This is a genomic window from Paenibacillus zeirhizosphaerae, assembly GCF_030705605.1.
GTDB classification, from domain to species: Bacteria; Bacillota; Bacilli; order Paenibacillales; family Paenibacillaceae; genus Paenibacillus; species Paenibacillus zeirhizosphaerae.
On sequence record NZ_JAPCKK010000018.1, the window covers coordinates 81,059 to 101,209 of the forward strand.

Here is a 20,151-nt window from a genome sequence, read left to right on the forward strand (position 1 = left end):
TAAGTTCAGGAGTCCAAACGCACAAAGGGACGTTTTATAGTTTTCACAGGGTCATTTTTTAGCTGTACAAAAAAATCCTCCCGCCTGTGAATCGGCGAAAGGACGGATCATGCTTACTGTCTGAGCGGGTTTTTACGGTATTCGCTGGGCTTGCAGCCTGTCAGTTTCTCAAATAAGCGGGCAAAATGCTGTGTATCGGAGTAACCGACCCGCTGGCATATCTCATAGACCTTCAAGTCCGTCCTGATCAGCAGCTCCTTAGCCTTATTGATCCGGGTCTGTGCCAGATAGCTCAGATAAGTCTCCCCCGTCTTTTGCTTGAACAGTTGGCTCAAATAATAAGGATTGATAAAGAAGCGGGCAGATAAATCCGCCAGGCTGATCGGTTCGCTGTAATGCTCTGACACATACTCCTTAATCTCCGTGATGATATCCTTCTTTCGGGGAAGGTTATCACCGCCAGCATCCATATGATCTCGAAATGCACTCTCCACCATCCGGTTGTGCACCTGCAGCTTTAAGTTGTATACTTCTTGCTGCTTGGCCCGTTCGGAGCGAATGATCTCCATCACCTTGTACACACAGTTCTGCAGCTCCTCTTCTTCCACCGGCTTGTTGATGTAGAATTGAACGCCCAACTGCATGCCTTTGCGGGCGTATTCGAACTCCGCATAGCCACTCAAGAGAATAAATTGGGCATGACAGGCCTCATCCTTCAGCATCCGGATCATCTCCAGGCCGTCTGCCTGCGGCATGCGAATATCCGTTATCACAATGTCCGGTTGCCGTTCCAGAATCAGCCTGAATCCATCCAGACCATTGTAGGCTGCGCCGATCATCTCACATTCGGGAACGTAACGGCCGATCATCTTATGAAGTCCGTCCACAATGCCTTTTTCGTCGTCCACGATCATCATCTTCATTTCAGCTCACCCTTTCCCTTACCTATTCCATACAGGATTGATTCAAGTTCTGGGGATATAAATCTCGACCGTCGTGCCTATTCCATAGGCTGAGGAGAAGGACAAGTCATATGGGTTTCCATAATGCAGCTTGATGCGTTCAGCAATATTTTTGAGGCCTAATCCTTTCTCCGCCAATTCATCCGTTGGCTCCAGCCTGTACTTGTCCGACTCGGCATCCTTCAGGAGAGACTGCAGTTCCGCTTGCTTGGCCGGCAGCATCCCGATTCCATCATCCGTAATGCGGATGACAATACCTTCATCTCCCGTGCACATGCCTTCGATCGTGATATTCATCGGCTGGTTATAACCTTGAAAGCCATGGTTGATGCTGTTCTCCACGATAGGCTGTAAAACGAGAGGAATGATGCTGCACTGCTGAATTTCCTCAGGCAGCCTGATATGCAGCTTGAAGCGATGATCGAACCGGATGTTCTGGAGCTGCAAATAATTCATCGTATATTGCACTTCATGCTTCACCAAATGCTGCCTGCCTTCCTTGCCCAAGGCCAGCCGAAACATGCGTGCCAGGATCTTGATCATATCGGCGACCTCATCGTCGTCTTTGGCAAGCGCTTTCATGCGAATGGATTCCAACGTATTGTACAGCATGTGGGGATTGATCTGGTTCTGAAGCGCCAGCAATTTGGCTTTGCGCTGCTTGATCTCGGCAACATAGACGTCTTCGATCAAGGTCCGAATCGTAACGATCATTTGGTTATAGCTTTGGACCAGGCTGCCCAGCTCGTCATTGGATTGATGATCCGGAATCGGCACATACTGACCGCCTTCCGCCTTTTTCATACTTTTGCGCAGAGCCTGTATAGGCCTCGTAATATAATAGCTTAATCCCATGGAGATCAGCGTTATAATCAGGCAGCTCACCAGGATGACTACTACCGTAACCGCTTGGATTTTGCTAATCCTCAGCAGCAGCTTCGACCGGGGGATTTCAGTCTGGATGAAAAGCTCACCCGATTCGGTCTCCTCGGACAAAATAATCCGCTCAGAACGATCGGCATCCCTCGTATAATCCCTGCCTGATTCCAGCACCTGCGTCCAGGTCATCCGGCCGCTCGCCGCCTCGGAATGATACACCATTTCCCCCAGGTGATTGCTTATGACGACACTTATGCCATATTTGTCCCTGGCCTGGACAAAATCATTGTCCAGGGGCAGCAGCATGAAGGGGTCCAGATCCATCAGAAGCACACCGGCGTAAGCGCCGTCGGAATTGAGCAGCACCCTTCCTACGGTGACAACGGCACCCTCCCCTTTGTCTTCGTAGTACATACGATCATGCAACCCGGTTATAAAAAACGTATCGTCTGCATTGCGGAGCCGCTTAAACCATGCCTGAGATAAGAGCGCAGCTTCATTCACTCTGCTTGTAGTAGTCGTGTACTGATAGACCGTGTTATCCCGGCTGATCAGCATCAGACTGCTGATTTCCGGCTCCAGCAGGGCAACACGCATCAGCAGCTTCTGTACGGTAACCCTCTGGAGGATCATTTCGTCTATCGACAACCTTCGCTCTCCACCAAGCCTGTAAATCAAATCGTTATCGACCAATACGGACTTGGTAATCTGGTCATATTCTTTCATGAATTTATTCAATGAAATCCTAATCTGGGACGTGTACAGAGCAGCAAATTCTTCGGATGAGCTCTCCAGCTCCACTGCCGCCTGCCGAAAAATGATTGCGCTTACAATTATCAGCGGAATCACACAAGCCAAAAGGTAACCCGCCATCAATTTATGCTGGAACTTCATGTTTTTTATCCATGAGGTTATCCTGTGGCTCCAACCCATATGCTTCATATTCATCCCTTCCCGGTGTAACTTTCCCCCTCATTTTAAGGCCTGCATTGTAAAGTAGCTATAGGGACTTTGACAGCATCTTAAAAATGCCCCTGCGGAAACATAAAAATGGCCTGTTGAGTGGCTTTGTAGCCTCTTGCAGACTAACCTGGGTGATAAAAGATGCGCTCTGCATTCTGGAAGTTTAAAAAAACCGATCACTGACTGAAATCAGACAGTGATCGGTTTTTTAAACCGCGATTTTAGTTTCGCAAGCGTCTTCTCGCTTCTTAGCACGCTTTACAGCACCTTTTCCAAAAAGCTGATCGTACGCTCATGCTTCGGATTTCCGAATACTTCTTCCGGTGGGCCTTGCTCAACGATAAAACCACCGTCCATAAAGATGACCCGGTCCGCTACCTCACGGGCAAAACCCATTTCATGGGTAACGATCACCATCGTCATGCCTTCACGCGCCAGGTCCTTCATGACGCCAAGCACTTCACCAACCATTTCAGGGTCTAGCGCTGAAGTTGGTTCATCGAACAGCATGACATCGGGATTCATGGCAAGAGCGCGGGCGATCGCGACCCGCTGTTTCTGTCCACCTGACAACTGACTTGGGAAAGCATCTGCTTTATCTGCCAAGCCCACCCGCTCCAGCAGACGGAGCGCTGTGCTGTGCGCCTCTTCCTCTTTCATTTTGCCGAGCTCCATGGGAGCAAACGTGATATTTCTCAGCACATTGAAGTGTGGGAACAGGTTAAAATGCTGGAACACCATGCCGATATTTTCACGCGCTTTATTAATGTCCGTTTTGGCATCATTCAGGTCCTGATCATCCACGATCACCCGGCCCCCTGTGATCTCCTCCAACCGGTTAATACAGCGCAAAAACGTACTTTTTCCCGAACCGGAAGGGCCGATGAGGCAGACGACTTCCCCTTCCTGGACCTGCACATCGATGCCCTTCAGCACCTCATTCGAGCCATAGCTTTTCTTTAAACCTTCAACTCGGATTTTACCCACGACGAGTTTTCGCCTCCAGTCTGTCAGAAATTTTCGTTAACACCGTGATGACAATCAGGTACATGACCGCAACCATAAGCCAAATCTCAAAGGAGGCAAACGTTCTGGCGATGATGATTTTACCCGATTGTGTCAACTCGACAAGACCGATGGCTGACAAAATGGACGTGTCCTTGAGTGTAATGACAAACTGATTAATAAAGGCCGGAATCATCACACGTATGGCCTGCGGGATGACAATCTTCAACATCGCTGTACGGTAAGGCAGACCGAGCGAACGTGCCGCCTCCAATTGACCGTGGTCGATCGATTGAATTCCACCCCGGATAATTTCCGTGATATAAGCCCCCGCATTCAAGCTGAGTGTCAAGATCGCAGCCAGAAACAACGGCATTGTAAACCCAAACGCCTGCGGAATGCCGAAGTAGATGAAGAAAGCCAGGACAATGAGCGGAATTCCGCGGAACAGGTCAACAAATACAGTCGCCACGCCGCGCAGAAAGCGGTTTTGCCCTACTTTCATAAATCCGAAAACCAGTCCCAGAATAAAGGCAAAAATCAAGGAAATAATCGTGTACAGCACTGTTTTCCCAAGACCATTCAAAAGCGGTGGCAAAGACTGCTGAATAAGCTCCCAGCGGCTTGGAGGCGCCATTTCAGCATTTTCGCCCAGATATTTTTCCAAAATCCGGTCATATTCCCCATTCGTATGGAGATTGGCCAGACCTGCGTTAAACTTTTGCAGAAGCTCCTGGTTCTGGCCCTTGCTCACCGCAAAGCCATACGAACCTCCCTCTTCCTTCTCCGTGACGATTTTCAGACCGTTGTTTTGAGTCACACCATAGGCTAATACGGGATAATCCTCAAAGCAGGCGGCTGAATTGCCGGTTTTCACATCATCATACATCTGGGAAGAATCGTCGAACGGCACGATCGTAAACCCATACTTCGAGGCAATCGATTCAGCAAAGCTATAACCTTCTGTACCTGTTTTAACGGCTACCTTTTTTCCCTTTAAATCCTCGTAACTTTTGATCGTGTCATTATTTTGACTAATGCCCATGACCACGCCGGATTGAAAATAAGGCTCTGAAAAATCGAATTTTTGCTTCCTCTCGTCGGTGATACTCATGCCCGCGATGACGCCATCCACCTGATTGGCCTCAAGCGCCTGCACGGCTGCGTTAAAGCCTAACGGTTTAATTTCATATTTGAAATTTTGATCCTTCGCGATGGCCTCCATCAGATCCATATCAATGCCGACGAATTTTCCGTTTACGTCCTGAAACTCAAACGGTGCAAACGTAATGTCGGTACCGATCACATACGTTTTGCCGGAGTTCGGCTCCGCTGCAACACTTCCCGCCCAACCGGACAAACCGGTTACCAGGAGGAGCAGCGATAGTATAAATAATGAGATCTTTGTTGTTTTCATATGTCCTCCTCTTCTCGATCGACTTCGGGCATTGAACCCGAATTTCTTTGTAGCATCAGCTATTCTCATTTTTAGCCGTAATTATTATACATTCCATTAATATATTGGGGGAATATTTTTATGTAATAAGATGCAAGGGGAAGACTGACTAGTCAGAAGTTAAATAGGCTGCCTTGGGAAGGCAGCCATTTTTTGAGTTAAAGCCTTTATTTTCGAACGGAGAGAATGAACTTCTCCAGTGCCCCTGTATCCGTAATACTCTGATTGCATACCTGATTATCCATGCATACGTATTGGCCGATGGCGGCATAGTTATCCGGTGAAGGGATAGAAGGCTTGGTCTTGACCAGAAAGAAGGCAAGCTCATGATGCCGATTGCAGAAGAGGCAATATCCTTTCTTGTTGGTCGGCGTAATTTTCCCCTCGACCCCGATGAACTGCCCTTCGAACGGATACACAATGAATAACCTGCCCGCGGCAATATCCACCCAGCTTAGATACGTCACAAATCGAAAGTCGATGGATTGCAGATCAGGCACTTTCAGTTTCTTATTTTTCGGAAAAAGCTTCTCAATCTGTTTCGGCATAATCGCCGGATATGACTCCAGATATGATTCCAATTCGCCAAGATATCTTTGGAAATCGTATGCCGTCTCGAAGGTCGTTATTTGTTCCAGCATCCGCTGCTGATCCTCTGTCAGGTCAGGAAATGCTTCAAGCATATTCGTTAAGGCACTATACCTCACCGTGTCCAGGACTCTCTGATCTGCTACGTTTCGCAAGGTGCTCTGAATAAATTCCGCTTGTTTCTTAATGACGTTGTATTGATGATTTTTAATAAATGGTTTACTCATAGCTCTTCAGCCCCTTATTTTTCATTAAAGATCATAAGGTGCAAAGCCTGCTATAAGAAACGATTACGCTTGGGCGATAAAATCAGTCTTCCATCCTATCCGCCCCATGCAAAGTATCGCCCTAAATCAGGCTTTGCATGAGGACTCCCTAGTGAATGAGCAATTCAGCATTGCCACGGTAAAACCCCCGATCACAAGTTATAAGGAAAGTATATAAAAAAAACGTCTATCGATGCAACTCAAAGAAGCCAGACCGCATGTAGAGGAAGTTTTTCTTGCGATCATAGAATTGTTCAGCTCCGCTGAAAACTTATAACTCAACTTTCGCAGAGCACAAATCCAATTAAACCTTTGTAGCTGCTGGGTTCTGAGGAATTCGAATTCTCTCCTTGCCAGTTTGCCAATTTCATGCTGCGAAAGTTGAGTTAAGTGCTTGACAGTCAAGCCGCCCGTTGACTGTGGCGAGGCATGTGAACTCGCTGCCCGGGAGCTTTGCATGATTATCCCGTTGGATCAGGTACAGAAAAATAGAAAACCGGGAACCGAAAATATACGAAGCGAGGCACGAAAATGCCTGTTGTTACGCTATTCGGGATCATCAAATGGGTCTATTATTTTTTTGATCGTACCTTATGGAGCAACAGATCGGTTCGAGATGAGGCGATCTTAGAAGAAAGCAGAGCGTTTAGGTGATGTGAAACGGACTGAGAGTCTGAGCAAAAGGGATAATCATGCAAAGCTGTATGGAGAGACAACAGGCATCAGGTAAAGGACACCAAACGCCATACACCATAACACCATACCCTATAGACACCCGTCTCACTCTGGATGCCAGACTCTGAGCGGGACGAATCCCCTTCTTCCAAGAAAGCTAGCAAAAAGCTGTCTGCTGATTCAGCGTCAACTCCAGCAGTGAATCTCCGTTTTGCCCAGTTACATCAAGGCCTGTTTGCTGATTTCATGCTGCGAAAGAGGCCCCTTACACCGTATGATTCTTCGAAGCACCCAAGCCGGGTATCAACAACAGAGCGCTAACGGCAAGCAACAGCAACAGCGGAAGGTTCCAACTTGCCGTGATGTCATGGAGCAAACCGAATAAGGTCGGTCCGGCTGCTGCCAGCAAATATCCGACGGATTGCGACATGCCGGACAAAGCGGCTGCATCGTGGGCGTCTTTCGTCCGCAGGCTTAAAAAGATCATGGCCAAGCTGAACGCACATCCCCCGCCAATTCCGAGTAAAATTGTCCATAACGCAATGAATGCATTTCCGCCGAAATAAAGGCCTCCCAAAGCAACAAACAACAGGACAGTCATGAATATGACCAGTACACGTTGGTTCTTCATGCGTCCTGCAACGATCGGAACGATGAACGATACGGGCAGCGCAGCGATTTGAAACAGCGATAACATCCAACCAGCACTGTCTTCACTCAAGCCCCGGCTTGTCATGATTTCGGGCAACCAAGCGATCAAGACATAGAACAGGAGCGACTGCATGCCCATAAAAAGCGTGATCATCCATGCCAGCGGTGAACGCCATAGACTTCGCCGTGACGAGGCGCCGCCAGTTGCTGCCCCGGCAGACACGCGACTCGCCTGAGCTTGAGGAAACCAGAGTAGCGTAGCTAGCAGAGCAAGCGCTCCCCAGATTCCGAGTGCGCCAGTCCACCCAAAACCGAGATCACGCGCGAGCGGAATGCTGACACCGGATGCTATCGCCCCGAATAAATTCATCGACACGGAGTACACTCCTGTCATGAGGCCAACATGATGAGAAAAATCCCGTTTAACCAGACTCGGAATGAGCACGTTGCACACCGCAATCGCAAGCCCCAGCAAAACGGTACCTGCCATTAGAGGAACTGTCGCGCCGAGCGAGCGGATAGCGATACCCGCCATAAGTAGTACCAACGCATAAAGCATCGTCCGTTCCACCCCGAAGCGGCGCGCCAGAATCGGTGTGAACGGTGACAGAAGCGAGAAAGCAAGCAGCGGCAATGTCGTAAGCAGACCTGCCGCAGTGTTCGACAGCCCAAGGGATTCACGAATCGAGCCCGCCAATGGTCCTACCGACGTTAGCGGTGATCGCATGGTCAGTGCGATCAGGACAATACCTATGATAATCGGCCAACTCGCCGACAACGACTTCTTCATGATCATTGACTTTGTATTGCTTTGTACGCTCATAGCCGCCCCTCTCCCTTGGCTTCGAGAACAGCCTTCGATTCGGCAATATAACGGTGAACCGCTGCCACGGCACGATCGGCGTCCTGGTCAATAATCGCTTCGACCATCTGCCGGTGCAGTCCCAAGAGATCCGCACTGGCTTCATAACGAGTCAAGCTTGTAATCGAATCTTGCGACCCCTCAGCAATATGGTCGTATAATTCGATCAATATTTCATTGTGAGACGCCGTGACAATGCTTTGGTGAAGACGAATATCCTCTGTTACAAAACCATCAATATCACCGCGTGCCGCAGCCGCCTCGCAGCGTTCAAGCTGGAGAAGAAGCTCATTCGCCTCGTCGCTCGTTCTGCGCTGTGCAGCCAGATGGGCTCCCTCACGTTCGAGCGCATGCCGGACTTCTAACGTGTGCAGCGTATCAGAGCGCAAAATGCGTTTTTGCAGCACAACCCCCAAAACGCTTGCAGAACAGACATAAGTTCCGTCCCCTTGCTTCGTCTTCAAGAGGCCTGCGTGTATCAATGCCCGAATGGCTTCCCTTAATGTATTGCGGCTAACATTCAACTCCGCCATCAACTCCGGCTCGGCCGGAATGCGCATCCCGACAGCCCACTTGCCTGATTCAATCAGACTTTCCATTTGCAGTGCGACTTGCTCAACCAGCGTCAGCCGCTTTGTTTTCTCAAGCATGTGTCTACCCTCTTTTCATCTATTTATCAAACATAGGATGTTTGGTTAATTGGTACTTTATCACACTTTTTTAATTGAGACAACTCCCTGCCTGTTCATCATAGTCTAAAGTTCCGTTTATTCTTGAAAGTACTGAAGCAGTGTGATAGGATAAACTCAGTTTCATTTAGTAAAAATATTAACTAAAAAGGCGTGAGTTTTTTTGGCAACCATTAAAGACGTTGCCCGTGAAGCGGGGGTGTCTGCAGCAACAGTTTCACGAGTTCTAAACAACGACCTGTCCCTGGCCGTAAGCCCGGATACAAAAAACCGGATTTTCACAGTTGCCGAACAGCTTGGATACAAACCTTCCAGACTGAGGCAGCTAAAGCAAAACACGGAACGGGCCGGAAAAACAGTCTCCCTCCTCCTATGGTGTTCGATTGAAGAGGAAAGGGACGATCCGTATTATGCCTCGATCCGCCGGGGAATCGAGCTGCGCTGTGAAGAGCTCGGCCTGACGCTGGGACAGACGCTGCGGGGCCGGTCTTCCCTCGTTGCCCTGCAGAAGACGGATGGATTGATTGTGGTGGGTGGTGTCGATCCCGAAGAGGCCCTCAAGCTGCACCCCGACAAAAATACCATGGTTCTGGTGGACCAATACCGGGAGCAGTTGGAATACGATTCGGTACGGCTTCATTTCCGGCAAGCTGTAGACCAGGCGCTCGGACATTTGCTTGAACTGGGCCACCACCAAATCGGATTTATTGGCGGTGAGGGCGAAGGAGAGCGGCGGGCGCATTATTTTGAAAGGTTTTTGCGGGAACGGGGGTTATATCATCCTCAATTCGTCCGCACGGGAGCCTGGAGCACGGCTGACGGATACCGGATGATGAACGAGCTTTTGGCCGAAAAGGAGCGTCCGACGGCCTGCTTCGCAGCCAGCGACCCGCTTGCCATCGGCGCCCTGCGCGCTCTGCATGGACATGGAGTTAAAGTGCCGGAGAATATGGCTATCGTGGGCTTTGACGATATTGAGATGGCCGCCTTCGTACAGCCTGCGCTGACCACAGTGCGGGCCTATCCTGAACAGATGGGAAAAGCTGCAGTTCAACTGCTGGCCGAACGGTTTGAGGGCCGTGAAGCGCCTGCTCACAGCGTCATCGGAACCAAGCTGATCATACGGGAAAGCTCATACAGCAGCAGCTAAACCGGCAGCTCAGCCAAATCTATTTAATGAACCCCTAAAGGAGTGAATTTCCATGAACATTCACGTAGACGAAACGCTTGGTTTATTTCACCTGCAGTCCAAGGATTCCAGCTACATTATCCAACTCGTAGAAGGTTATCCCGCCCATGTTTATTGGGGAGCCAGGCTTCATCATGACAGCAGCCTGGCCAGTATACTGGAGCTTCGGGAGCGCTGCTCCTTCTCTCCCAATCCCGTCCCTTCCGACCACTCGATCTCTCTGGACACGCTGCCCCAGGAGTATCCCCAGTATGGTACGAGCGACTTCCGGCAGCCCGCTTACCAGTTGACTTTAGCAGACGGTACCCGGATTACAGAACTAAAATACACCGGTTACCGTATTGTACCGGGTAAACCCAAGCTCGAAGGACTTCCCGCCGTCTATACCGAAGCAGATGATGAAGCGGCAACGCTTTTGCTAACCCTTGAGGACAAATACGCGGGCGTTCAGGTCACGCTTCTCTATACCGTATTTGCGGATCACAGCGTTATTGCCCGGTCGGCCTTGATTGAGAATAAAGGAAGCGCTACCATGAAGCTTGAGCAAGCCATGAGCGCCTCTGTCGATTTTGCCGATTCCAACTACCAGGCCCTCTATCTGTCCGGAGCCTGGGTGCGGGAGCGGCATATCCAGCGCCGCGAGCTCGGCCCTGGTGCCATTCGGCTGGAGAGCCGGCGGGGCTCCAGCGGTCACCAGATGAATCCCTTTCTGGCCCTGCTTCGTCCTGATGCAACCGAGGACCATGGGGATGTGTATGGCTTCAGTCTCGTTTACAGCGGCAGCTTTATCGCACAAGCGGAAGTGGAGCAGTTCAGCCAGACGCGCGTAAGCATCGGCATCAATGCCTTTGACTTCTCCTGGCAGCTTGAACCAGGGCAGTCCTTTCAAACTCCCGAAGCGGTCATGGTCTATTCCGGAGCAGGAATCGGCGGCATGTCACGCACCTATCACCGGCTCTACCGCACACGCCTGTGCCGGGGTGTCTATCGTGACCAAGTGCGTCCGATCCTGGTGAACAATTGGGAAGCCACGTATTTCAATTTTGACGCTGATAAAATTGAAGCGATTGCTAAGGAAGCAGGCCCCCTTGGCATAGAGCTCTTCGTGCTTGACGACGGTTGGTTCGGAAAGCGCGATAAAGACGACAGTTCGCTTGGGGACTGGTTTGAGGATCGGCGCAAGCTGCCTGGCGGTCTGGCCGACCTGGCCAAACGGGTGAATGAACAAGGCTTGCAATTTGGTCTTTGGGTAGAACCGGAGATGGTATCTCCAGACAGCGAGCTGTACCGCAAGCATCCTGACTGGTGCCTGCATGCCGAAGGCCGGCGGCGGACAGAGGCGCGGTCCCAACTGGTGCTCGACCTCTCCCGCAAGGAAGTATGCAATTATTTATACGATACGCTGAGCTCCGTATTCTCTTCCGCTCCGATTACTTACGTCAAGTGGGACATGAACCGGAATATGACGGAGATTGCCTCGGCAGCAGCTCCTGCCGCAAGACAAAAAGAAACCGCACACCGTTACATGCTCGGACTGTACGATCTGATGGAACGGCTTACCTCCCGCTTCCCGGACATCCTGTTCGAAAGCTGTTCCGGAGGCGGCGGACGGTTTGATCCAGGCATGCTGTATTACATGCCGCAAACCTGGACCAGCGACGATACCGATGCTATCGAAAGGTTGGCGATCCAATATGGAACGAGCATCGTCTATCCGGCCAGCACCATGGGAGCACATGTCTCAAGTGTTCCGAACCACCAGGTGGGCCGAATGACCTCGCTCTCTATTCGCGGCGATGTGGCGATGAGCGGCAACTTTGGCTACGAGCTTGACCTTACCAAATTTACAAAGGAAGAAAAGGAGCTCGCCGCAAGACAAATTGCCCAGTACAAAGAAATTCGTTCCCTTGTACAGCAAGGGGATATGTACCGGCTCCTCAGCCCGTTCGAAGGCCGGGGCGATACGGCCTGGATGTTCGTCAGCGAGGACCGGTCGGAAGCGTTCGTCGCTTACTTCCGCGTGCTGGCTGAGCCGAACGGGCCGATCCGGCGATTAACGCTCAAAGGACTTGATCCGCAGCTAAAATACAGCATCGAAACCGGGGTGACAGGTAACACCCTGGCGGGAGACGGCGTCTCCCCATTCCGGATCGCGTTCGACGGCGAAACCTTTGGCGGAGACCGCTTAATGAACATCGGACTTGTCGTCTCTGACCTGAAAGGGGACTTCGCCAGCTTAACCTTCCGGCTAAAGGGACTGCCACGCTGATCACATATGGAGTTATGAGCTTACGATTAGGGGCTGCTGCGGATAGACACGGCAGCCCTGTTCCTTGAATATCCCGCATCAGCTGCTCGTGGAGCCATCATACCGGATGCTGAATGTCACTGACGGTTACTCCCCAGGGGCTTATTTCACCTAGAAAAGCGTCTTTGCCGATCAGAGACAAAAAAGATCATTGCCGCTCCCAAGAGAGCACAAATCATATACATAAAAGAATAGGATGTTAAATCGGCAACCGGCCCCATTACCACACCTCCCAAGGAAACTCCCAAATCAGCCGTAGCTATAAATAACCCGATGAGCACGTTGCGATCCGATTTGGGCAGGACAAAGGACAAATAGGTGGTGAGCATAGGGTACAGAATGGCCTGAGCAATTCCCATCTGAACCGCACCGGCATAGAAGAAAACGGCTCCTCCCTTGATGGAAAAGCTCACACATCCTGCAGCGGATGCCAATAGCAGCAGCGTACCCATGATATAAGATGAATGCCATTTTCCGTCTGACGGAATTTTTTTTCGCAAAGTAAAACGGGCTATTACAACAACTGCAGCCTGAATCATTAAATAAATGCCGGCATTACTGTTTTTCACCTGGAAAGCGTATAAAGGGATAAATGCTGTAATCGCACCAAATACAATGGAAGACACCAGCATCAGTACACTGCATTTAAACAGAAACGGATTTTTTACCAGCTGCGCAAATGACCCAAACATGTTTGCTTCCTGAGCAGGATGATTGGGGGCCACCGTTTCCTGACTTTTCTCCATTTTCACGCTGTAGCCAAAACATCCGGTCACGATGGCAATCGATATCATTAAAACAGTAAAATAATTCATGCCTCCTGCTTGCCAGAGGCCTAAAGCCAGAACAGGTCCAATGATGCCGGGAATATAAGTGAACAAAGAATAAAAGGATATCCCCTGGGACCGCTCCTTCTCCGGCAGCGCATCAATAATGCCAATCTGCAGCGCCATCGAAAAAAAAGCGGTCGATACCCCCTGTAAAATACGGGCCACCAGGTAACCCCCCAAGCCTGTAAATGTATACAGTATCAGGGCCAGACCGTTGACGATAAGAATCAGCCGAAGCACCCTGACTGGCCCATGCTTTTGTATGATATAACCTGCCCATGGCCGGAAGAACATCGTTGTCAGCATATAGGCACCCATAATCAACCCAATGGCTGTGCTGCTTGCCCCCAATGCTTCTCCCCGCAGCGGGATCATCACATTAAGAATCGCGTTGGCGCTAAAATAAAGCAGCGTCAGCATATAGAGACGTAAAAAAGGCCAAGACACCGCTTTGCTCACTGCTTCTCTCCCTCTCCTCCTGCTTGGGCTCCGGTTCATTCCACTTTAACGATTCAACCTGCTCTGCTAAAGTGTAATTAAAGAGTCCAATAATTTTTTGGCATAATCAGACCGTACATGTTTCAGTTGCTGCACCGGGACCGTTTCTTCAATCTGCCCGTCTCTGAAAATGATGATTCGGTCACAGATATAGGCTGCAGCCTGAATATCGTGCGTAATAAATATATAACTCATCTTGTAAAGCTCTTTTAATTCCTTCAGGGTGCCGAGCACCTGAACTTGTACGGATACATCCAATGAACTGATGGCTTCGTCCAATACCATACATTTGGGGGCTGTTGATATAGCTCGTGCTATGCAGACCCGCTGAGCTTCTCCTCCTGATAATTCATGTGCGTACTTTCCCTTATAGGAAGGGTTTAACCCAACCTGATCCAGCAGAAGATCCACCTTGCTTCGTTGCTCCTGCTGACTTTGTTTTTGAGCCGTTAAAGGCTCCATAATCGCCTCTTCAACCGTGAAGAACGGATTTATCGAAGACGTATAATCCTGAAACACAGCGCTGATCCTGCCCAATCTCTCCGTCCTGCGAAGAATACTCTTCCCCTCCAGCAGCACATTCCCGTGATCCGGCTTTTCAATGCCTAACAGCAGGCGGCCCAGCGTTGATTTTCCGCTGCCACTTTCTCCGATAATGCCGAGACATTCGCCGCGGCCGCATTCAAAGCTTACATTCCTGATAATCTGCTGTCGCTCTTTGGACAAAAATCCACCCTTTTTGTAGGATTTTTCAACCTCCTTTACTTTCAGCACTTATAACTCCTCCTGCATCATAATCTTTTTAAAATGATGACCAAGCTCCAGCCGGGTAGCCACCAAATGTCGGGTATAAGCATGCTGTGAATCCGAAAATACGGCGTCCATCCGTCCGTGTTCGACAATTTCTCCATTTTTCATAACCAGAACATCGTCGGCAATCTTTTTGACCACTCCCAAATCATGAGAAACAAAGAGCATGCAGCAGCCCATCCTTGCCCGCAGATGAATCAATTGTTCCACAACCTCAAACTGCGAAATCGTATCCAGTGCCGTGGTAGGCTCATCTGCAATAATCAGGTCAGGCTCCAGCACAAGGGCGAGCGCAATCATCATGCGCTGCAGCATTCCGCCTGATAGCTGATAAGGGTACTTATTCATCATCTCGATTGGATTTTGCAGCCTAACACTTTCCATCGCTTTTTTCATGTTGCCTTCGATCTCACTCTTGCTCCAGCCAAAATGCTCTGCCAGCGTCTCTTTGAAATGAACACCAACCACACGGGAGGGATCAAAGGCATTCATCCCGTTTTGCATGATCATGCTGATCTGCTTTCCTCTTTTTTTCCTCATTTCTTGTTCCGAAAGCTGGTTCAAATTCTCGCCTTTAAAAAATATTTCTCCGGATTGAGCGATCCATGGGTTATTCAAGCGTATAATGGATCTGCATGTCACCGATTTCCCGCTGCCACTTTCCCCTACGATGGCAAGACATCGGCCTGATTGCAGTTGAAAAGAACTGTTATGGATAATCACTTTATGGCTTTTTTGATCCCATACTTTTAATTTTTTAACCTCTAGCATATTCATAAGCCGGTTTCTCCACCTCTTGTTCCTGCAGCCTATTGTGAACGCTCCTCAATTTAGGGTCTAAGGCAACTTGAAGTCCATCCGCCAAATAATTAAATGCCGACACTACGACAACAATAGCCAAACCAGGCGCCAGCATAAGCTCAGGTCTTGAAAACATGACCTCCCTTGCTTCATTCAGCATCATTCCCCACTCGGCATGAGGGGCCTGAATTCCCAGACCCAGAAATGAAAGTCCGGATATTTGCAAAATCATGGAGCATATCGAACCACTTGCAATGACCGCGATATCGGAAAAGGTTACAGGCAGAATATGCTTGTAAATGATTTTCACATGACTGATGCCGGCTGCTTTTGCAAATTTCACATAGTTCATATCCGAATACTGCATGACAGAGGTTCTGATGACCCGGGCAAACCATGCCCATTTCATCACCACAAAAGCAATTAATATGTTCTCAAGTCCAGGACCCAAAATGCCCACAACCGCCAAGGTCATGACATAACCCGGAAAAGAAAGCATGACATCACAAATTCTCATCAAAACAGTATCCGTTTTCCCTTTGAAATACCCGGCAATAAAACCTACAAGTGCCCCGACCAGAACGGATATCCCTAATGCAAGCAAAACCCATAACAGGCTGGGACGGATTCCATAAATTAAACGGGACAGAATACATCTGCCCAAATGATCGTTTCCTAACAAATACTCCCAGGATGAGCCTGCATACCGCAGCTTCATATTCACTTCATAAGGATCATGGGGTGCGAACAAAGGGGCAAAAATGCCCGCAAGCATCGTTCCAATCACGATGAACAAAGATATGCTGGCGAGCTTATCTTTGCTCAACTCTTTTAGTATGTTCATCAGAGCTCCTTTCGCAATTTAGGATTCAACGCTGCATTGATAATATCCGATATCGTATTGAACATGACAAAGGCCACTGCCACAATCAGAACATACGCCTGAATAACCGGAAAATCCCTGCTAAGTATCGATTTGATGCTGAGTCTTCCTAACCCCGGCCATGCAAACACATTCTCGATGACTACGGTACTGCCCAATATAATAGGTATAGCCATGCAAAAGATAGAAATGGCCACCTGCAACGAATTCCGTAAAATACGAAGGGTAATCTTGTTCTCCGGTAAACCGCAGGCTCTTCCATACAGAACATAGTCTTCGTTCAGGTTGTTTAACATGGAGCTTCTGACGTTCCTGAAATAAATCCCGACATAACCTATAGAAATCACAGTAACCGGGAGAATATAATGTTGATACGAACCCATTCCGCTTGTAGGCAGCAGGTCCAGCTTGACCGAAAAATACCAGATCATAACCGACGCAAGCCAGTAGGACGGCATGGCTGTAAGGAAGAACGAAATGCCTCTCACCGATTGATCCACAAGCTTCCCTTCCCGTAATGCACAGATAACCCCCAAAACGATGGACAGAACAATGATCACGATCGATGAGACCAGCGTCAGCTTGAACGTATTCAGAAAAGCCGGGCCTATTAAAGACCATACCGGCTCCCCTGTAACGTAGGATGTTCCAAAATCAAACTGTAAACAGGCCATCAGCCAATCCGCATACTGCATCATGAATGGTTGATTCAATCCCAGTTCTTCCTTCGTCTGTGCGATTAACTCCTCTGTAATCAACGGAACCTCTTGTGCTCTCAGTACAACTTCAGCCGGGTCCATCGGCGACAGGTTTATTAAAATGAAGGTTAAAAAAGAGATCACCAACAGCAGCGGAACGGACAGGAGCAAGCGTTTGGCAATATAACTTCCCATGCTGCCTCCTTATTCAAAACTCATTTGTTCAAATGGCAGCTCAAACTGAGTTTGCTTGAACGTGATTCCTTTTAAATCCTTAGGAGCAAGCACGGTAACACTGCCATTAGTAATGGGAATAAAAACAGCTTCGTCATGCACCATTTTCATAATGTCGGCATACAACGCTTTCCGCTGTTCTTCCTTCGTGGACACCATGACCTCATCAATTTTGCGGTAAAGCTCTTCTGCTTGCTTCATCCCGCTTGTCGTATGCAAATAAGATGCTTCTGAAGTGAACGCCGCAATTGTACTCTGCGGATCATACGCCAATCCCCATGTCTGATTGAACAGCAGGTCATAGTCTCCCGTCGCTCTCCTGTTGGCGATAGAGGTCGATTCTTCACCGATAATCTCCAACTGCATGCCGATTTCGCTTACGGAACTTTGAATGAATTCGGCCTGCGTTTTTTGGGAAGAAGAATTGCTGTCATAATACAATTTCAGCGCCAGTTCTTTTCCATTCTTCGTTCTGACACGCTCGTTATCTCCCCGCGCCCATCCGGCATTGTCCAGCACAGCAGCCGCGGCCTCCAAGTCATAACCCCGCTGCTTCAGCTCAACATTGGCGTAATTCACATTCGCTGAGAACAGCGTATTCGCCACCGTTTCGGTACCCCCGAATATTTCATTGCTGATGGTCTCCCGGTCAATAGCGTGCCAAATGGCTTCCCGCACAGCGGTCTCGCTCACCGGGCTATCCGATTTGCTGCTGTTAGCTGCAATCATTTTCGTATTCATGGCTTCACTTCTGATCAGCTGATAATCGCCTGAATCCACCAGTTGACTCATAGCCTCGACATCGATACTGTCCGCGCCCCGGTCATCTGTGAATATGAAATTCACTTCTCCTTTTTGCAATGCCAAAAATGTCGTCTCCCCGGCCGGAAGAACCTTGGCGGTCATTTTCTTAATGGCAGGTGATCCGCCCCAATAGCTTTCGTTGGCTGTAAAGACAGCCTGCTCATCTACTTTATGTTCCGTAAGCATGTAAGGGCCTGTGCCGTGATGACCTTTTACCCCTTCTTTCGTCTGCCCGGCCATAAAATCGTTAGGAGACAAAAACACATAAGGTCTGGTCATGGACAACTCAACCAGTGTTGGGTAGTAGGGCTCGGATAACGAAATTTTAACGGTATGCTCATCCACAACATCGACACTTGTAATTTTGGTGGATAGCTTGATCCAGGCGTGCTTTTCGGCATGATGTTGTACGGCATCGATATTTAATTTCACTGCTTCTGCATTAAAAGGCTGCCCGTCGTGAAACTTCACATCTTTTCTAAGATGGAAGGTATATGTCTTTCCATCCTCTGAAATATCCCATGATTCGGCAAGCAAGGGCTTGATCCCGTCTGCGGTGTTTTCTACCAATGATTCATACACCATGCCTTGAGCGGGCATGGAGCCTGTGTATAAATGAGGATTCATATCGTTAATATCCTTGGCTGAAGCGTAAACTAATCCTGTCTTCAATACGATGTCAGATGAACTATCATCAGATTTATTAGCTTGCGTGCAGCCTGCCAATAGGAAAATTGAGAACATCACCATAATGAATACAACAACAGTATTTTTTTTCACCGTATATCCTCCTGAAAGTGGTCGACATGGCATATCATCTGCACATCTGCAGCGAAGCTTTGTACAACAAAAGCATCCGACAATAAGCTCCCTTGGTGGGCTTGTGCTACTTCTTTGATTTTATGCTCATAGGTTATAATGAATTTATCGATGGTTGGACAACTCACCTGCAAATGCCTGGCAATACCCTGAATGATTTTGATGCGGTAATAATCCTCCTTGGGCATTCTTGGAATATCCAGATATCCTTCCTTATTAACGAACATTTTTCGAATAGGGACAGCGGAAAAATCAAAGTATTTGCCCTCCTGATCCGGCTGGGAAAAAGGGTCGATCAACAAAGAGCTGTACCGTATATACAATAAATACTCCTGATGAATCGTCTCGAGCTGATCGAAGTTATCGATATCCTGGCGTGACAGGCTTTCCACTCTCACCGGATAGTTATCATCTGTCATAAATTTAAGCAGGTTAACAGGTTTGACATTCAGTCTGTCAAGGATATTCATCATTTCTTTCCATTGGGCCAACATGTCACGAATTAAATACTGTGTAATCGGCCCTTCAGGGAAAAGTTTATATACATATTTTCTGGAATCCGCACTGTCGAAAATAGCCTGCAAGGAGATGCCGTTCATGAACAGCGGCGGGTGAACATACAAAGAAATATTTCTCGTTTCCGCCTCCAGCGGAGATAACATCCGTTCCACCGCAATGCCTAATTTCTCGTACACCTCGCATAGCTGGTTGACATTCGCAGAGGAAGGGTGCGTGGAGCCTATATAAACCTTTTTCTTGACTCCCGTAGTTATGACATGGTTAGAAGCTTTGCTGTGTTTCCAACGGGTATCCCCATAATACGTAGAAAAACTGATCACTTCCGCATTCGGATTAAACTGCCGTATATAATTGTGAATCAGACGATTTGAACCGAATGTCGGAGATATCAGCACAATACATCTGACCCTTTTTAAAAGCTGATCATGAACTTGTTGCAAGACTTCAACATAAGCATCCGTCGTCACCGCCAATATAAAAGTATCCCAATGCCCTTCTATCGTTTCATAACCTTGAAAAACCTGATCAAGATCACATTCACCTGCCATATTGCGATGGTTTTCGTTCTGGATGCTTGCCTGGACCCGCAGCTTGCTCTGCTGAACAGATGTGAAAAAATCAGCCGCTCGAACAGACTGTCTTCCAACAATCCCCACTTGGCACTGTAGCTGTTCTTTCATGGTTACAGCTAACTGGATGCTTGCAGGGCCGGTTCCAAACAATAAAACACGCTTTAAATCATTCATATAACAGCCTCCTTTC

16 protein-coding genes are annotated in these 20,151 nt (G+C 48.6%); 2 read left to right on the top strand and 14 right to left on the bottom strand.

Going from position 1 to position 20,151, the window contains the following annotated elements; all coding sequences use genetic code 11:
• Positions 1-113: 113 nt before the first annotated feature.
• The 7 genes from OIN60_RS15550 to OIN60_RS15580 form a co-directional block, all read right to left on the bottom strand.
• A complete protein-coding gene (locus OIN60_RS15550) occupies positions 114-923 on the bottom strand; it encodes a response regulator transcription factor (RefSeq protein WP_305755796.1) in 810 nt (269 codons plus the stop codon).
• A gap of 42 nt (positions 924-965) precedes the next feature.
• Positions 966-2,735 (bottom strand): cache domain-containing sensor histidine kinase, encoded by a 1,770-nt coding sequence (locus OIN60_RS15555; protein ID WP_305755797.1) that lies wholly within the window; start codon positions 2,733-2,735, stop codon positions 966-968.
• A 327-nt stretch (positions 2,736-3,062) separates the two neighbouring features.
• Complete coding sequence (locus tag OIN60_RS15560; protein ID WP_305755798.1) at positions 3,063-3,791, bottom strand: amino acid ABC transporter ATP-binding protein; 729 nt, start codon at positions 3,789-3,791, stop codon at positions 3,063-3,065.
• On the bottom strand, positions 3,784-5,226 hold the full coding sequence (locus OIN60_RS15565; RefSeq protein ID WP_305755799.1) for an amino acid ABC transporter substrate-binding protein/permease: 1,443 nt from the start codon (positions 5,224-5,226) through the stop codon (positions 3,784-3,786). The genes OIN60_RS15560 and OIN60_RS15565 overlap by 8 nt, the downstream gene beginning before the upstream one ends.
• 206 nt (positions 5,227-5,432) lie before the next feature.
• The gene (locus tag OIN60_RS15570; RefSeq protein ID WP_305755800.1) at positions 5,433-6,080 is read right to left on the bottom strand and encodes a FusB/FusC family EF-G-binding protein; all 648 of its coding nucleotides are present in this window, start codon (positions 6,078-6,080) and stop codon (positions 5,433-5,435) included.
• Positions 6,081-7,059: 979 nt separating this feature from the next.
• Positions 7,060-8,268 carry a CynX/NimT family MFS transporter gene (locus OIN60_RS15575; RefSeq protein WP_305755801.1) on the bottom strand — a complete coding sequence of 403 codons (1,209 nt, stop codon included), beginning with the start codon at positions 8,266-8,268 and terminating at the stop codon, positions 7,060-7,062.
• Positions 8,265-8,957, bottom strand: coding sequence for a FadR/GntR family transcriptional regulator (locus OIN60_RS15580; RefSeq protein ID WP_305755802.1), 693 nt, complete (start codon positions 8,955-8,957; stop codon positions 8,265-8,267). The genes OIN60_RS15575 and OIN60_RS15580 overlap by 4 nt, the downstream gene beginning before the upstream one ends.
• A gap of 202 nt (positions 8,958-9,159) precedes the next feature.
• On the opposite strand from OIN60_RS15580, the gene OIN60_RS15585 reads away from it, so the two are divergent.
• Both OIN60_RS15585 and OIN60_RS15590 read left to right on the top strand, forming a co-directional pair.
• Positions 9,160-10,146 carry a LacI family DNA-binding transcriptional regulator gene (locus OIN60_RS15585; protein WP_305755803.1) on the top strand — a complete coding sequence of 329 codons (987 nt, stop codon included), beginning with the start codon at positions 9,160-9,162 and terminating at the stop codon, positions 10,144-10,146.
• A 52-nt stretch (positions 10,147-10,198) separates the two neighbouring features.
• Positions 10,199-12,454, top strand: a complete 2,256-nt coding sequence (locus OIN60_RS15590; RefSeq protein WP_305755804.1) for an alpha-galactosidase — start codon at positions 10,199-10,201, stop codon at positions 12,452-12,454.
• Positions 12,455-12,600: 146 nt separating this feature from the next.
• Here the strand turns inward: OIN60_RS15590 and cntE are convergent, their stop codons facing one another.
• From cntE to OIN60_RS15625, 7 genes are all read right to left on the bottom strand, one after another.
• Positions 12,601-13,782 (bottom strand): staphylopine family metallophore export MFS transporter CntE, encoded by a 1,182-nt coding sequence (cntE, locus tag OIN60_RS15595; protein ID WP_305755805.1) that lies wholly within the window; start codon positions 13,780-13,782, stop codon positions 12,601-12,603.
• Between the two features lie 66 nt (positions 13,783-13,848).
• On the bottom strand, positions 13,849-14,595 hold the full coding sequence (locus OIN60_RS15600; protein WP_305755806.1) for an ABC transporter ATP-binding protein: 747 nt from the start codon (positions 14,593-14,595) through the stop codon (positions 13,849-13,851).
• Positions 14,596-15,408, bottom strand: coding sequence for a staphylopine uptake ABC transporter ATP-binding protein CntD (gene cntD / locus OIN60_RS15605; RefSeq protein ID WP_305755807.1), 813 nt, complete (start codon positions 15,406-15,408; stop codon positions 14,596-14,598).
• On the bottom strand, positions 15,389-16,276 hold the full coding sequence (gene cntC, locus OIN60_RS15610) for a staphylopine uptake ABC transporter permease subunit CntC (RefSeq protein WP_305755808.1): 888 nt from the start codon (positions 16,274-16,276) through the stop codon (positions 15,389-15,391). The genes cntD and cntC overlap by 20 nt, the downstream gene beginning before the upstream one ends.
• On the bottom strand, positions 16,276-17,208 hold the full coding sequence (gene opp1B / locus OIN60_RS15615; protein ID WP_305755809.1) for a nickel/cobalt ABC transporter permease: 933 nt from the start codon (positions 17,206-17,208) through the stop codon (positions 16,276-16,278). Before opp1B ends, cntC begins: the two co-directional genes overlap by 1 nt.
• A 9-nt stretch (positions 17,209-17,217) precedes the next feature.
• On the bottom strand, positions 17,218-18,831 hold the full coding sequence (cntA, locus tag OIN60_RS15620) for a staphylopine-dependent metal ABC transporter substrate-binding lipoprotein (RefSeq protein ID WP_305755810.1): 1,614 nt from the start codon (positions 18,829-18,831) through the stop codon (positions 17,218-17,220).
• Positions 18,828-20,135, bottom strand: coding sequence for an opine metallophore biosynthesis dehydrogenase (locus OIN60_RS15625; RefSeq protein ID WP_305755811.1), 1,308 nt, complete (start codon positions 20,133-20,135; stop codon positions 18,828-18,830). The genes cntA and OIN60_RS15625 overlap by 4 nt, the downstream gene beginning before the upstream one ends.
• Between the last annotated feature and the right edge of the window lie 16 nt (positions 20,136-20,151).